The 14664-nt window shown below is 72.8% G+C and carries 11 protein-coding genes; 10 read left to right on the top strand and 1 reads right to left on the bottom strand.

Annotation, left to right across the window (positions count from 1 at the left end; translation table 11 throughout):
* Positions 1-4 precede the first annotated feature (4 nt).
* Positions 5-424: a DUF2795 domain-containing protein gene (locus HHX33_RS06035; protein WP_111700858.1), complete on the bottom strand. Its 420-nt coding sequence runs from the start codon at positions 422-424 to the stop codon at positions 5-7.
* A gap of 134 nt (positions 425-558) precedes the next feature.
* Between HHX33_RS06035 and HHX33_RS06030 the strand changes: the two genes are divergently transcribed.
* The 10 genes from HHX33_RS06030 to HHX33_RS05985 all read left to right on the top strand — a co-directional run bounded on the left by HHX33_RS06030 (position 559) and on the right by HHX33_RS05985 (position 14639).
* Positions 559-1647 (top strand): GNAT family N-acetyltransferase, encoded by a 1089-nt coding sequence (locus tag HHX33_RS06030; protein ID WP_182873721.1) that lies wholly within the window; start codon positions 559-561, stop codon positions 1645-1647.
* Between the two features lie 327 nt (positions 1648-1974).
* Positions 1975-3201 carry a sirohydrochlorin chelatase gene (locus tag HHX33_RS35635; RefSeq protein ID WP_259402212.1) on the top strand — a complete coding sequence of 409 codons (1227 nt, stop codon included), beginning with the start codon at positions 1975-1977 and terminating at the stop codon, positions 3199-3201.
* A 242-nt stretch (positions 3202-3443) separates the two neighbouring features.
* The gene (gene cobT, locus HHX33_RS06020; RefSeq protein WP_182873720.1) at positions 3444-4529 is read left to right on the top strand and encodes a nicotinate-nucleotide--dimethylbenzimidazole phosphoribosyltransferase; all 1086 of its coding nucleotides are present in this window, start codon (positions 3444-3446) and stop codon (positions 4527-4529) included.
* A gap of 116 nt (positions 4530-4645) precedes the next feature.
* Positions 4646-5878, top strand: a complete 1233-nt coding sequence (gene cobA, locus HHX33_RS06015) for a uroporphyrinogen-III C-methyltransferase (RefSeq protein WP_111700855.1) — start codon at positions 4646-4648, stop codon at positions 5876-5878.
* Positions 5875-8250 carry a GTPase gene (locus HHX33_RS06010; RefSeq protein ID WP_310741239.1) on the top strand — a complete coding sequence of 792 codons (2376 nt, stop codon included), beginning with the start codon at positions 5875-5877 and terminating at the stop codon, positions 8248-8250. The genes cobA and HHX33_RS06010 overlap by 4 nt, the downstream gene beginning before the upstream one ends.
* A gap of 49 nt (positions 8251-8299) precedes the next feature.
* Entirely contained in the window at positions 8300-9931 is a 1632-nt protein-coding gene (locus tag HHX33_RS06005) for a GTPase (protein WP_182873719.1), read from the top strand.
* A 125-nt stretch (positions 9932-10056) separates the two neighbouring features.
* The gene (locus tag HHX33_RS06000; RefSeq protein ID WP_182873718.1) at positions 10057-10755 is read left to right on the top strand and encodes a single-stranded DNA-binding protein; all 699 of its coding nucleotides are present in this window, start codon (positions 10057-10059) and stop codon (positions 10753-10755) included.
* Between the two features lie 354 nt (positions 10756-11109).
* Positions 11110-12411, top strand: a complete 1302-nt coding sequence (locus tag HHX33_RS05995) for a GGDEF domain-containing protein (protein ID WP_182873717.1) — start codon at positions 11110-11112, stop codon at positions 12409-12411.
* A 10-nt stretch (positions 12412-12421) separates the two neighbouring features.
* Positions 12422-14086: an energy-dependent translational throttle protein EttA gene (ettA, locus tag HHX33_RS05990; protein WP_182873716.1), complete on the top strand. Its 1665-nt coding sequence runs from the start codon at positions 12422-12424 to the stop codon at positions 14084-14086.
* 112 nt (positions 14087-14198) lie between these two features.
* Complete coding sequence (locus tag HHX33_RS05985) at positions 14199-14639, top strand: thioesterase family protein (protein ID WP_310738179.1); 441 nt, start codon at positions 14199-14201, stop codon at positions 14637-14639.
* The last annotated feature ends 25 nt before the right edge of the window (positions 14640-14664 follow it).

Raw genomic sequence — 14664 nt, 5'->3', positions numbered from 1 at the left:
CTCCCTACCAGCGCTGGCGTTCCACTCCGAGCCCGAGTGCCTCCGCCACCTCCCCGATGTTGTGGAACTTCATCTCGGGCAGCCGCCGTACGGCGTCGATCACGGCGTCGGGGGCGTTCTTGCGCTCGGCGTGGCCGAGCAGCTTGGCGGGGTCGGCGGGGAAGCCCGCGTCGCTGAGCCAGGTGGCGAGGTGGCTGCGGCGCTCCACATCGGCGGGGGTGATGCCGAGCGGCGTCCCCGGCTCGCGGCCGGGCGGCTGGCGGCGCGGAGGTGACATGTCCTGTTCGGGCTGCTGCGTCGGCTCGGTCTCCCGCCATTCCTCGGCCCGGCTGGTCCCGGAGCCCTGTACGAGGCCCTGCGTCTCGTGCTTCTGCTGTTCGTCGAGGCGGCGGCCGTGCTTGTCGCTGCCGCGTTGGATACTCATGACCTCACCTCCCGATTAGGGTCACTGTCGTGCCTCGTACCCGAACCGCCTGCCCCAAACATCGGGAGCGGTGAGGACATGCCCTACTTAACCGGCGACGGGCGAAAAATCCCTGTATGTGATGGAGCGATGCATTGTTCGACGAACGGCTGACGATCAACACCGAGCGGCTGATCCTGCGGCCGTTCGGCCCGGGTGACGCGGGCCAGGTTCGGGCGATCATCGAGGACGGCGCCCACACCACCGCGCTGCCGCCTGGCGCGCCGGGGCACGCCTCCGGGATCGGCCAGTGGCTGACACAGGGCGTGCACGAGCTGTGGCGCTCGGGACAGGGCATCCACCTGGCCATGCACGCCAGGGACGGAGTGGTGGGATCGATCAGCATGTTCAAGGCGCAGTGGGGCGCAGGCATCGCCGAGGTGGGGTACGGCGTGCACCCCGCGTACCGCCGCCGGGGATACGCGACCGAGGCGGTGCGGGGGCTCGCCGGCCGCCTGCTGGGGTCGGGGGTGCTGCGCCGCGTCGAACTCCGGGCCAACGCCGACAACCTGGCGTCGATCCGGGTCGCCGAGAAGGCCGGTTTCGTCCGTGAGGGCCTGCTGCGCGGCGCCGGGTTCGAGGACGACGGCCCGCACGACCTGGTGGTCTTCGGCAGGCTTCGCGGGGACGAGCGGCAGGCGCCACGCCGCCGGATCGAGAGCGAGCGGCTGGTCCTGCGGCCCTTCGTCCGGCAGGACGCCTTCGACATGGTCGACGCGGTCAGAGGCGACACGGAGATCGCCCGCTGGATGCCGTGGGCCGAGGGCTACACGCTGGAGCGCGCGCTGGAGTGGTGCACCCGCCTCGCGCACGCGCCGGGCCCCGGCTATGGTGGCAACTTCGCGATACAGCCGCGGGACGGGGGACGGCTGGCCGGCGCCGTCGGCGTGCAGCGCGAGGACCACGAGCGCGGCGACGCGGAGCTGGGGTACTGGATCGCGCCGTGGGCCAGGCGCCAGGGGTACGCCGTGGAGGCGGCCCGCATGGCCACCGCGCACCTGTTCGACCTCGGGTTCCACCGGGTCCACCTGCTGGTGGCGACGGGCAACCGGGCCAGTCAGGGGGTCGCGAGGAAGGCCGGGTTCATCGAGGAGGGGATCATGCGGCAGGCGCTGCCCGTGCCGGGGGGCTGGGCCGACGCCGTCCTCTTCAGCATCCTTAACGGGGAAATTTCATGGCAATAGGTAAAGAATCGCTCTAGACCCTGGGCCCTCCGGTCAAGAGACCTCCATGATTGGGGCCGAAAGGTTATTCTCGCCTGCCAGAGCGTCCCGCCGGCCGGCGGGAGGCGAGGGAGCGGCCCGGCCGGGTCGCCGGCCGTCCGGAGCGGACCGGCAGTGACTGGAGGCGAGAAGCGAGCGACTCCACACGACGAGGAAGCGCCTGCCGTCACGCGCGTGCCCGGCACCCCGCCCACGGCACGCCCGGCACGACCGGCCGGCGCGCGGGCGCTTCGGTGGGAGCGGAGGATTGTGAACGACACGCAGGTCAACGCAGGGGAGATCAGCTAAATGAAACCGCCGCTGCTGCTCATCGGCCATGGCACTCACGATGAGACCGGCGTGGCCGAGTTCGGCAGGTTCGTCCATCGGCTCCGCTGCCGCCTCGACGGGCTTCCCGCCGAAGTGAGCGGCGGCTTCATCACGAACGCGCGCCCCCAGCTCGGACAGTCCATCGCCTCCCTGGTGGCCCGGGGCCACCACCACCTGGTCGCCGTGCCGCTCAGCCTGACCGGCGACCGGCGTGCGCTCGGGGACATCCCCGGCACCATGGCCCTGGAGCAGGAACGGCATCCGACGCTGGAGTACGACCTCGGCCGTCCGCTCGGGCCCGATCCCCGCGTGCTCAGGCTGCTCGCGGAGCGACTCGCCGACGCCCGCGCCGAGATGCCCCGGTTCGTCACCGAGGAGCCGCCCGCCGAGATCACGCCGGGCGAGACCGCGGTCGTCCTCGTCGGGCACGGCTCCACCGATCCCGCCGTGAACGCCGAGGTCCACCGGGTCTCGCGACTGTTCTGGGAGACCCACGCCGCCGACCTGCTGACCGTGGAGACCGCCTACGTCTCGCACACCCGTCCCGGTGTGCCCGGAGGCCTGGAGCGCTGCCGCAGGCTCGGCGCGAAGCGCGTGATCGTTCTCCCGTACGTCCTGTTCGCGGGTGCCGTCCTCGAACGCATCTGGGCGCAGGCGCTCGCCTACGGTGCGAACCACGAAGGGCTCGACATCCGCTGCGCCGAGGTGATCGGCGACTGCGAGGGCCTCGCCGACGTGGTGATCGACCGGTACGAGGAGGCGCTCGCGGGGGCCGGGCACTCCCCGGCGCCGGTCACCGTCCCCGCCGCGACGCGGCCGGCCCCGGCGGCCCCGGGCCGTCCGTCCGTCGTGCCGGTCGCCGTGCCGGTCGCCGTGCCCGCGATCGGGACGGCGGGGCCGGACATGCCGGTGATCGAGACGCTCGACGTGGACGCCCTCGACGTGGAGTTCGACGTCGACGCTCTCGAAGTGGAGACGTTCGAGGCGGAGGTGCTCTCGCCGGAGGTCTTCGACGCCGACGCCTTCGACTCCGAGGCATTCGACGCTGAGGCGTTCGGTGCCGAGGCGTTCGACGGGAGGACGGAGGCCGCCGCCGAGACCGATACCATGATCGGCGCGACCGGCCACGCCGAGGACGTCACGGAGATCCGCGGCGGTTCACCGGACGGACCGCTCGCCCAGCCCGGAGTGGCCAGCGCGGTGTAGCCCGGCCTCGTCCGGCGCGGTGGTCCCAAGCGACGGTCCCGCGCGGTGATCGGCCGCGCGATCGGTCGCGGCGGGAGCCGCGGGCGGGCGCGGGCGGGCGTGACGAGTGGGTGCGGCGGGCCGGACCGGAGTGCCGGGCCGGCATGGCGGGCCGGGATCGCCGGCCGACTCGGCAGGCTGATGTGGCGAGCCGGCTTGGCGGGCTGACACGGCGGAACCGTGACGAAACGAGGAGAGAGAGCATGACGTCCCTCGGCGAGACGCTCGGCGCGGTCCGGCCGGTCGAGCCCGGCCCGATGGCGGAGGCCCGGGCGCACCAGGACCGGCTCACGAAGCCGAGCGGCTCTCTGGGGGTCCTGGAGGACGTCGCGGCCCGGCTGGCCGGCATCGCGGGCGCCTGCCCGCCGCCGCTCCCGGCCCCGGCCGCCCTGGCGATCTTCGCGGCGGACCACGGCGTGCACGCGCAGGGGGTGAGCCCCTGGCCGCAGGAGGTCACCGCGCAGATGGTGGCCAACTTCGCCGCCGGGGGAGCGGTCGCCAACGCCTTCGCCGCGCAGGTCGGCGCGTCGGTGACGGTGGTGGACGTGGGTGTCGCGGCCGACCTGCCTCCCGCCGACGGACTGCTCGTCCGCAAGGTCGCGTACGGCACGGCCGACCTGTCCCAGGGCCCGGCGATGACGCGGGAGCAGGCGACCGCGGCCCTGACGGCCGGGGTCGAGGTCGCCCGCGATCTCGTCGCCGCCGGCGCGCGCTGCCTGGTGACCGGCGACATGGGCATCGCGAACACCACCGCCTCGGCCGCCCTGATCTGCGCCTTCACGGGCAGGGAGGCCGCCGGGGTCACCGGGCGGGGCACCGGCGTCGACGACGCCATGTATCAGCACAAGATCGAGATCGTCCGGCGCGGCCTTCGGGTCAACGGGATCGCCGAGGCGGAGGCCGTACCGGGCGGCCCGGACTCCGCGCTGCGCGTGCTCGCGGCGGTCGGCGGGCTGGAGCACGCGGCGATCGCGGGTTTCGTGATCGGCGCCGCCGCGGCCCGGGTGCCGGTGATCCTCGACGGAGTGATCGCCGGAGCCGCGGCCCTGGCCGCGAGCGCGCTCGCCCCGGACACCGTCGGATACTGCCTGGCCGGGCACCGGTCGGCGGAGCCCGGGCACGCGGCGGCGCTGACGCATCTGGGCCTGGAGCCCCTCGTCGACCTGCGGCTCCGTCTCGGGGAGGGCACCGGCGGCCTGCTCGCCCACCCTCTGGTGAGCGCCGCCGCGCGGGTGATGCACGAGGTCGCCACCTTCGACTCCGCCGGCGTGACGGACAAGGGCGATTGAGACGGTGGAACACCCGCCCGCGGCCGTCCGGTCTCGTCGGGTGAATGCGGCCGGAGCCCAGCGGGTAGGTTTGCCTCCTAACTATGCACCCTTGACGCAACAGGGAGACTGAGGTCATGGCGCCCTACCTGCTTGGCCTGCGCCTCGACGGGCGGCGTGTGCTCGTGGTCGGCGGCGGACGCGTCGCCCAGCGGCGGATCCCCGCGCTGCTCGACGCGGGAGCCTCCGTCACTCTGATCTCGCCCAGCGTGACCCCCGCGCTGGACGATCTCATCGCCACCGGGCGGGTGACCTGGGAACAGCGCCCGTACCAGGTCGGCGACTGCGACGGCGCGTGGCTCGTGCACGTCTGCACCGACCACCGCGAGGTCAACACCGCGGTCGCCGCCGAGGCCGAGGCCAAGCGCATCTGGTGTGTCAGGGCGGACGACAAGGACGCCTCCGCCGCCTGGACCCCCGCGCACGGCCGGGTGGACGAGATCGGCGTGGCGGTCACCGCGGGCGGAGACCCCCGGCGTGCGGCGGGGATCCGGGACGCCATCGTCGGCGCGCTCAGGGACGGGACCGTCGACGCCCGGCGGCACCGCACCAGGCCGGTCGGGGTGGCCCTGGTCGGCGGCGGCCCCGGCGACCCCGGCCTGATCACGGTGCGCGGCCGCCAGCTTCTGGCCCAGGCCGACGTGGTGGTGGCCGACCGCCTGGCGCCGCGAGCCCTCCTGGACGAGCTGTCCCCGGACGTCGAGCTCATCGACGCCGCGAAGGTCCCGTACGGCCGGTCGCTGTCCCAGGAGAAGATCAACGAACTGCTCGTCGAGCACGCCCGGATGGGCAAGTTCGTCGTACGGCTGAAGGGCGGCGACCCCTTCGTCTTCGGGCGGGGCGGCGAGGAGATGATCGCCTGCGCCCGCGCGGGGATCCCGGTGACCGTGGTGCCCGGCATCACCAGCGCGGTCGCGGTCCCCAGCGCGGCCGGCGTCCCGGTCACTCATCGCGGTGTCAGCCAGGAGTTCCACGTCGTCTCGGTGCACGTCGCGCCCGGCGACCCGAGGTCCACCGTCGACTGGCCGGGACTGGCGAGATCAGCGGGAACCCTGATACTTCTGATGGCGGTCGAAAGGATCAAGGAGATCGCCGAGGCCCTGCTTCGAGACGGACGTTCGCCGGAAACTCCCGTGATGGTGGTACAGGACGGTACTCTTCCGACCCAGCGAGCCGTTTCCGCCACCCTGTCGACGGTGGCGGAACGGGTGACCGCGGCCGGAGTTCGGCCTCCGGCGATCGTGATCGTCGGCGAGGTCGTCAAGGTCGGCCAGGAGATCGAGATGGTGCGAGCGGAGCGGGTCCCGTGAGATCGGCAGCCAGGAAGACGCCCGACCACGGGACCGGTGCGGGTTCGGGCGAGGCCGTCACCGACGAGCCGGACGCCGGGGATCCGCCGCCCGAGTCCCCGGGGGAGCGTACGGTCGCGTTTCCCCAGATCCGCGACGACGTTCCCGTCCTGCGGCCCGGCGCCCCGGAGCCCACGGCCCACGACGACGCCCTGCCCGAGACCTCCGGCTGCGAGGCCGGGACCGGTTCCGTGGCCGTACCCGGGACGGACGAGGCAGTGCCCGGCGCGGCGGACGACGGGACCGTCCCGGGCCAGGACGGGCCGGACGGCGCGCCCGGAGACGTACGCGACGACGGCCGGGACGACGCCGGGGACGATGCGGACGCGGCCGGCGAGGCGGACGGAACGGACCCGGTGGGCGCGGCCGAAGAGGCGGCGGTAGACGCCGCCGGCGCGGAGGAAGACGCCCGCGAGACGGGCGCGAAGGGCCGGGTGGACGACTCGGACCCGGCGGATGCGGCGGACCCCGTGGACGCGGAGGACGACTCCGGCCCGGCGGACGACTCGGACGTGGAGGACGCGGAGGGCGACTCCGGCGAGGCGGACCCGGCGGACGCGGAGGATCCGGAAGCCGGGGCGGACGCGGCAGTCGCGGAGGACCGCGAGAACGCGGAGGACGGGGAGGACGCTCCGGGCGAGGACCGGATGCGCGAGATCCCGATGCCGGAGCCGGTCTCCGCCGCGCTGACGGAGGCGCTCAACCAGCTTCGCACGGCGGTCAAGGACCTGCACTTCGGCCTCGACGTGCCGGGGGCGGAGGAGGCGCGCAAGGCGCAGGCGGCCGTGCTGGCCCAGCTCGACGACTACGTCATCCCGCGTATCCACCTGAGCACCGCGCCCGCGATGATCGTCGTGGCGGGGTCCACGGGGGCGGGCAAGTCCACCATCGTCAACTCGCTCGCGGGCCGCCGGGTCACGGCCACGGGAGTGCGCCGCCCGACCACGGGCACGCCCGTGCTCGCCGTCCACCCCGGCGACCTCGAATGGTACGCGCGGGGCGATCTCCTCGGCGGCCTGGAGAGGCTCGACGAGCCCCCGGCGGAGGCCGCGCCCGGCGGCGTCGTCCTGGTGCCGAGCCCGTCGATGCCCGCGGGGGTGGCCCTGCTCGACACGCCCGACATCGACTCGGTCGTGGAGGAGCACCACGAGATCGCGCACCGCATGCTGGACGCCGCCGACCTGTGGGTGTTCGTCACCACGGCGTCCCGGTACGCCGACGCGCCGTCCTGGGGCCTGCTGCGGCGGGCCAAGGAGCGCAGGGCGCGCCTGGTCATCGTGCTGTCCCGGGTGCCGCCCCGGTCCCGTGACGTCATCATGAAGCACTTCGGCCGGATGCTGAAGGAGTACGGTCTCGGCGACGTCGAGCGCTTCGTCATCAACGAGACGACCGTCCAGGAAGGGCGGCTGCCCGAGATCGAGATCGCCGAGCTGCGGATGTGGCTGACCGGGCTGTCCGTCGACGACGAACGGCGGGAGGAGGCCGTACGGGCGACCCTGAACGGCGTGCTCAACAGCTTCCGCACCCGCCTGCCCGCGCTCGCCCGGCACCTGGAGACCCAGGTCGCGCTGCGCGCCGACCTGCGCTCGGACGTGGACGCCGCGTACATGGGGGCGCTCACGGAGATCGACGAGGCGACCCGGGACGGCTCGCTGCTGCGGGGCGAGGTGCTCGCGCGGTGGCAGGACTTCGCCGGCTCCGGCGACCTCATGCGCACGCTGCACCTGCGCCGCGGCGCCAAGGGCCACCACCAGGGTCCCGAGCGGGTCCGCGGGCTGAAGGCGGCGATCCGCGCCGGCCTCGAATCGCTGGTCACCTCGGCCGTCGAGCGGGCCGCCGAGGAGGTCGTGACCCGGTGGCGGCAGCGCGCGGGCGCGGGCGACCGGCTCGCCGCCACTCCGGGACTCGGCCGTCCGCCGGAGGACATCGCCCGCAGGACCGCGAGGACGGTCGCCGCCTGGCAGGAGCACGTCACCGAACTGATCCGCACCGATGGCGTGACCAAGCGCTCGGTGGCCAAACTGGTCTCGTTCGACGTGGAGTCGCTGTCGCTGATCTTCATGATCGGCCTGCTCGGCTACGGCGCCACGGATCCGCAGGCCGCCACCGGCGCCGGGGCGCTGCCCCAGCGGCTGCTGCGCGGCCTGCTCGGGGCCGAGTCGCTGCGCAGCATCAGCGCCAAGGCCCGCAGCGACCTGCGGGCCAGAATCGGCCTGCTCTTCGACGAGGAGACCCTCAGGTACGTCGACGCCCTCGACAGCGCGGGCATACCGGACGAGGCCGCGGCGACGCGGCTGTACCAGGCGACGTACAACCTCGAGGTCGCACGATGACGGAGCCCATCCGGCCCGGGACGCCCCGGGCACCGACGGTGAGGGATCGATGACGACTGTCAGCACCGCCGAAACGCAGCACGGGCTGGGGTCCAGGCTCGCCGCCCTGGCCAAGATCGTCGAGTTGGGTCAGGGGCGGGTCGACCCCGCGCTGATCACGGAGGCGGCCCAGCTCCTGCTGCGCGCGGGCGACCGGCTCAAGCTGTCGTCCGCCCACACCGTCGTCGCGCTCGCCGGGGGCACCGGAAGCGGCAAGTCCTCCCTCTTCAACGCCATCTCCGGGCTGGAGCTCTCACCCACCGGGGCGCGCCGGCCGACCACCGCGCGCACGCACGCCTGCGTGTGGGGCATCGACGGGGCGAGCCCGCTGCTCGACTGGCTGCAGATCCAGTGGCGGCACAGGTTCGCCCGCGCCAGCGCCCTGGACCGGGGCGAGAGCCAGTTGCACGGGCTGATCCTGCTGGACCTGCCCGACCACGACTCGATCCGCGCGCTCACCGATCCCGAGGCCCATCGGCTCATCCAGCTGGCCGACCTCGTCGTGTGGGTGCTCGACCCGCAGAAGTACGCCGACGCCTCCGTCCATCGGCGTTACGTCGCCGAGCTGACCGGGCACGACGCGGTGACGGTGTTCGTGCTGAACCAGGCCGACCGGCTCACCTCCGAGGAGCGGGCCGAGTGCGCGGGCGATCTGGAGGACCTCCTCCGGCGTGAGGGGGTCGCCCACCCCCGGGTGGTGACCACCTCCGCCACCACCGGCGAGGGCGTCGACGGCCTCAAGGCCGTCCTGGCCGAGTCCGTCGCCGCCCGGCGAGCGGCCTACCAGCGGCTCGAAGCCGACCTCGACCGCCTGGTGGTGCGTCTGGTGAAGGACCTTCCCGAGATGCTGCGGGTCGAACCGGCGGTGGACGCCGCGCGGCGTGCCGCGCTCGTCGACGCCCTGTGCGACGCGATCGGCGTCTCCGCGCTCGGCGAGGCGATGGAGAACGTGTACGGCGTCCGCTCCATCTCCTGGGTCGGATGGCCGTACGCGCGCTGGGCGGCCCGCGTGCGGCCCGATCCGATCAAGAGCCTCCGCCTCGGGGCCGTGAAGGACGACATCCGCGGCCTGGTCGGCAGCTCGGTCACGGCGCAGCCCGCCGAGGTGGACAACGCGGTGACGGCGCTCTCCGACGGGCTCACCGCCGGCATGCCGGAACAGTGGCGGGACGGCGTGCGCCAGGCCGCCCGGTCCCGGTCCGGTGAGGTGCCCGGGGCGCTGTCCGCCGAACTGTCGGAGGTGGCCCCGCCGCTCGACCGGGTGCCCGGCTGGTGGTGGCTGCTGAAGATCTGGCAGTACCTCCTCGTGATCATGTTCGCCGCGGGCCTGGCCTGGGCCGGGGCGATCCTGGCGTACGGCGTGTTCGGAGCGGGCCGGCCGCCGGCCGAGGCCCTCGGCGACGTGGCCCTGCTGCCCTGGGTGGGACTGATGATGATCAGCGTCCTCGGGCTCGGCCTCTTCTCCGCCATGGCGAGCAGGAACTTCGTGGTCCTGGGCGCGGGCAGGGAACGCGACCGCCTGGAACGCGACATGAGGCGCCGCGTGGACCTCCTCGCGCAGGACATGGTCATCCAGCCGGTCGAACGCGAACTGAACCGCTACAACGAGTTCTTCGGCGCGATGGCGGCCACCCGCCGCTGACCCCACCGGGTTGTCCACAGGTGCCCGGCCGTCCACAGAACGCGTTTCCGGCCCGTACGGGGACGGCCGCACCGGCGAGGGTGGCATCCGAGCCCGGCGGGTGACCGGGCCGGAGAGGCACTTCCATGAGCGACATCTACGTCACGCTGAGCGGGAACGTCACCGACGACCCCAGGCAGTACCGGTTCCGCGACGGCTCGCACGTCACGTCGATGCGGATGGCCGTCAACCGGCGCGTGCTCGACCAGCAGACGAACACCTGGCAGACCAGGGACACCACCTACTACGTGGTCCGCTGCTACCGGGGACTGGCCGACAACGTCCAGCAGTCGATCCGCAAGGGCCATCCGGTCGTGGTGTACGGCAAGCTGCGCATCAAGCAGTTCGAGCGGGAGGGCGAGCAGCGGTTCTGGGCCGAGATCGAGGCGAGTTCCGTGGGCCACGACCTCAAGTGGGGCATCACCACCTACGAGAAGCCGATCCGCGCCTACTCCGCCGGAGCGGTCAGCGACGACGACCGCCAGGCGATGGAGGACGCCACGAGGGAGTGGGAACTGACCGGCCGCACCGCCGCCGGCGCCCGTCCCGCCGACGGCGGTGAGACCGACGAGGCCTTCGACGCCCTCGTCGGCGGCCGGAGCGCGACCGCGGCGGAGCGCCCCGCCCTCGTCGCCCCCGACGGGGAGCGCGGCGGCGCGACGGCGGACGCGGATCCTGTCGCCGAGCCCGATGCCGAGGGGGACGAGGGCGTGTTCACGGGCATGGGGCCCGGCGCACAGGAGACCGCGGACCACTCCCCGCTTCCACGCACTCTGGCGGCCTGAACCCGCCGGTCGAGGGCGTGGGCGGAGGGCACGGCGTGAAGGCACGGGGCGCTGGAGGGCAACGGGCTCCCACGTGCTCTGGCGGCCTGAGCCCACTGGGCTTGGGAGTGCACCGGCGGGGCGCGACGACGCGAGCGGCTCCCTGCTCCCACGTGCTCTGGCGGCCTGAGCCCGCCGGTCGCGGGCGTGCGGAGTCGCCGGGCTCCGGGCCGGGCAAATCGCCGCAGACACCCCCGCAGCCCATCGGATGCAGATGGCCCGCGTGAAGGGAGCGGTTCCCGTCGCGCGTCGCACACTCCGCAACTATTGTGTTACGCATCGTGAGATGCTGATTTGGCATCGTTGGGGGGCGGGATGACGGCAACCGGTCAGACCTCGGCGAGGACGCGCGGCACGATCTGCTCCCGGAGCCGCTGGCCGTTGCTGACCCAGCCGCCCGCCCTCGTGTCCTACGTCTGCGCGATCCTGGCGTTCTACACCGTCCTGGTCGCGGTGCTGGCCAGGGCGACCGTCTTCCACACCTGCGACCTCGCCATGTTCGGGGCGCTCACGCTGTGCGGCGCCGTCTGCATCGAGGCCACCCGCCGTCTCGGCATGCCCGCCGGCGTGTCCCGCGACCTGCTGTCGGCCTGGTGGCTCCCGGCGGCGTTCCTGCTGCCGCCGGTCTACGCCCTGCTGGCGCCCGTCCCGATGCAGATCCTGCTCCAGCTCAGGGTGCGGGCGACCGTGCTCTACCGGCGGGTGTTCAGCGCGGCGGCGATCGGGCTCGCGGCGGGCGCCGCGTCCACCGCCTTCCATCACTGGGTGGCCGGACCGGCGCGGCTGTCCTCGGGGCAGGGCGGGCCGATCGTGGTCGCCGCGGCCTGCGCGGTGCTGTTCACCGTGCTCAACACCGCGTTGATCGCGGTCGCGGCGCACGCGTCCGATCCCGAGGGCCGCTGGGGCGAGGTTCTCTGGGACCGCGAGCGGGTCCTTCTCGACGCGGTCGAGCTCTGCCTCGGCGTGCTCGTCGCCGTCGTCTGCGGGATCAACCTCACGCTGCTGCTGCTCGTGCTGCCGCCCGTCGTGCTGCTCCAGCGGAGCCTGCTGCACGCGCAGCTCCAGGCTGCCGCCCGGACGGACGCGAAGACCGGCCTGCTGAACGCCGCCGCCTGGCAGCGGGAGGCGGACACCGAGATCGTCAGGGCGCAGCGGACCGGGAACCCCCTCGCGCTGGTGCTGGTCGACATCGACCACTTCAAGAAGGTCAACGACACGTACGGTCACCTGGTCGGCGACCAGGTGCTCGCCGAGGTGGCCGCCACCCTCCGCACGCAGTTGCGTGAGTACGACGTGGTGGGCCGGTTCGGCGGCGAGGAGTTCGTCGTGCTGCTCCCGGGCGCCGACGTGCACGAGGCGCGGCGGGTGGCCGAGCGGCTGCGCGTCCGGGTGGGCCGCATGGCGGTGCCCACCGAGCAGGCGGCGGTCACGGTCACGGTCTCCGCCGGGGTCGCGATCCTCAACATCCACGGCGAGGATCTGCTGGAGCTGCTCGCCGCGGCGGACCTCGCCCTCTACCGCGCCAAGGAACTCGGCAGGGACAGAATCTGCCTCCCCGCCGCCCCACTGGCCCCTCCTCCCCGCAGCGCGGACGGCGCTGCCGGTGCGATCCCCTAGGCTTGAAGGCATGCCGGAGTACATCTACACGTTGCAGCGCGTGCGCAAGGCGCACGGCGACAAAGTGGTCCTCGACGACGTCACGCTGTCTTTCCTGCCGGGGGCCAAGATCGGCGTCCTGGGCCCGAACGGCACGGGCAAGTCCACGCTGCTCAAGATGATGGCGGGGCTGGAGCAGCCGTCCAACGGCGAGGCCCGGCTGATGCCCGGCTTCACGGTCGGCATCCTCCAGCAGGAGCCGCCGCTCAACGACGCCAAGACGGTGCTCGGCAACGTCGAGGAGGGCGTGGCCGAGACCAAGGCGATGCTCGACCGGTTCAACGAGATCGCCGAGCAGATGGCCACCGACTACAGCGACGCGTTGCTGGAGGAGATGGGCCGCCTGCAGGACGCCCTCGACCACCGGAACGCGTGGGACCTCGACAGCCAGCTCGAACAGGCCATGGACGCGCTGCGCTGCCCGCCGCCCGACGCCGACGTCACCCAGCTCAGCGGTGGCGAGCGCCGCCGGGTCGCGCTGTGCAAGCTGCTGCTCGAACAGCCCGACCTGCTGCTGCTCGACGAGCCCACCAACCACCTCGACGCCGAGAGCGTGCAGTGGCTGGAGCAGCACCTGGAGAAGTACCCCGGCACCGTCCTGGCCGTCACCCACGACCGCTACTTCCTCGACAACGTCGCGAACTGGATCCTGGAGCTGGACCGCGGCCGCTGCTTCCCCTACGAGGGCAACTACTCCACCTACCTGGAGGCCAAGGCCGCGCGCCTGAAGGTCGAGGGGCAGAAGGACGTCAAGCGCAAGAAGCGCCTGGAGGAGGAGCTGCAGTGGGTGCGGTCGAACGCCCGCGCCCGGCAGACCAAGAGCCGCGCCCGCCTCCAGCGCTACGAGGAGATGGCCGCCGAGGCCGACAAGTACCGCAAGCTCGACTTCGAGGAGATCCAGATCCCGCCGGGCCCGCGCCTCGGCACGACGGTCATCAGGTCCGAGAAGCTGAGCAAGGGCTTCGCCGACCGGCTGCTCATGGACGAGCTCTCCTTCGACCTGCCCCGCAACGGCATCGTCGGCATCATCGGCCCGAACGGCGTCGGCAAGACCACGCTGTTCCGGATGATCACCGGCGCCGAGACCCCCGACAGCGGCGCGATCACCATCGGCGACACCGTCAAGATCTCCTATGTGGACCAGAGCAGGGCCGGCATCGACCCCGCCAAGAACGTCTGGCAGGTCGTCTCCGACGGGCTCGACCACATCAAGGTCGGCAACGTCGAGATGCCGTCCCGGGCGTACGTCGCGGCGTTCGGGTTCAAGGGCCCCGACCAGCAGAAGCTCGCGGGCATCCTGTCCGGCGGCGAGCGCAACCGGCTCAACCTCGCGCTCACGCTCAAGCAGGGCGGCAACGTGCTGCTGCTCGACGAGCCCACCAACGACCTCGACACCGAGACCCTCTCCAGCCTGGAGAACGCGCTGCTCGACTTCCCGGGCTGCGCCGTGATCACCTCCCACGACCGGTGGTTCCTCGACCGGATCGCGACCCACATCCTCGCGTGGGAAGAGGGCTCGAACTGGTTCTGGTTCGAGGGCAACTACGCCGACTACGAGAAGAACAAGATCGAGCGGCTGGGCGCGGAGGCGGCCCGCCCGCACCGCGTCACCTACCGCAAGCTCACCCGCGACTGATCAGGACTCTCGTCCCGTCCCCCGCCGTGCCCGGCGGGGGACCTCGCGGCCACCTTCGCGGACACCGCCCCGTCCGGGCGAACCTCGGTGGTCGCGGCACTAGGTTGGAGCGGTGACCGAGCCGATCCTCGCCGGCCCTGCCGAGCACGCCCACCGTTACGTCTTCGAGCGCAAGGTGCGCTTCGCCGACATCGACAGCTACGGCCACGTCAACAACGTCAGATTCTTCGACTACCTCGAAGACGCGCGGGTCTCCATGCTGTGGGAGCGCCCGCGTGACAGCGATGGAAACCGGCTCGACCTGGTGGTGGCCCGGCAGGAGATCGACTACCGGCGGCCGCTGAACTTCCGCCCCGACCCCGTGCGCGTCGAGGTGTGGGTGACGGAGATCTCCAGGTCGCGGTTCACCCTGGCGTACGAGATCCGTGACGACGCGACCCTCTACGCCGAGGCGCGCACGATCCTGGTCGCCTACGACTCAGCCGCGGGGTGGCCACGCAGGCTCGGCGAGGATGAGGTCGCGTTCCTCCGCCGGTTCTCCGCCCCCGCCTGAGCCCACCCTGAGTCGCCCGGCCGCC

This window comes from Microbispora sp. H10670, from assembly GCF_014161385.1.
Taxonomy (GTDB): Bacteria; Actinomycetota; Actinomycetes; order Streptosporangiales; family Streptosporangiaceae; genus Microbispora; species Microbispora triticiradicis.
Note: the sequence above shows the minus strand (reverse complement) of the source record. Positions and strands in the feature narration are given on the sequence as shown.

What these genes read in the sequence shown, in the direction of transcription:
- HHX33_RS06000 (WP_182873718.1), top strand. Translation starts at nt 10,057, where the DNA reads ATGAGCGACATCTACGTCACGCTGAGCGGGAACGTCACCGACGACCCC.
- HHX33_RS05995 (WP_182873717.1), top strand. Translation starts at nt 11,110, where the DNA reads ATGACGGCAACCGGTCAGACCTCGGCGAGGACGCGCGGCACGATCTGC.
- cobT (WP_182873720.1), top strand. Translation starts at nt 3,444, where the DNA reads ATGACGTCCCTCGGCGAGACGCTCGGCGCGGTCCGGCCGGTCGAGCCC.
- HHX33_RS35635 (WP_259402212.1), top strand. Translation starts at nt 1,975, where the DNA reads ATGAAACCGCCGCTGCTGCTCATCGGCCATGGCACTCACGATGAGACC.
- ettA (WP_182873716.1), top strand. Translation starts at nt 12,422, where the DNA reads ATGCCGGAGTACATCTACACGTTGCAGCGCGTGCGCAAGGCGCACGGC.
- HHX33_RS06005 (WP_182873719.1), top strand. Translation starts at nt 8,300, where the DNA reads ATGACGACTGTCAGCACCGCCGAAACGCAGCACGGGCTGGGGTCCAGG.
- cobA (WP_111700855.1), top strand. Translation starts at nt 4,646, where the DNA reads ATGGCGCCCTACCTGCTTGGCCTGCGCCTCGACGGGCGGCGTGTGCTC.
- HHX33_RS06035 (WP_111700858.1), bottom strand. Translation starts at nt 424, where the DNA reads ATGAGTATCCAACGCGGCAGCGACAAGCACGGCCGCCGCCTCGACGAA.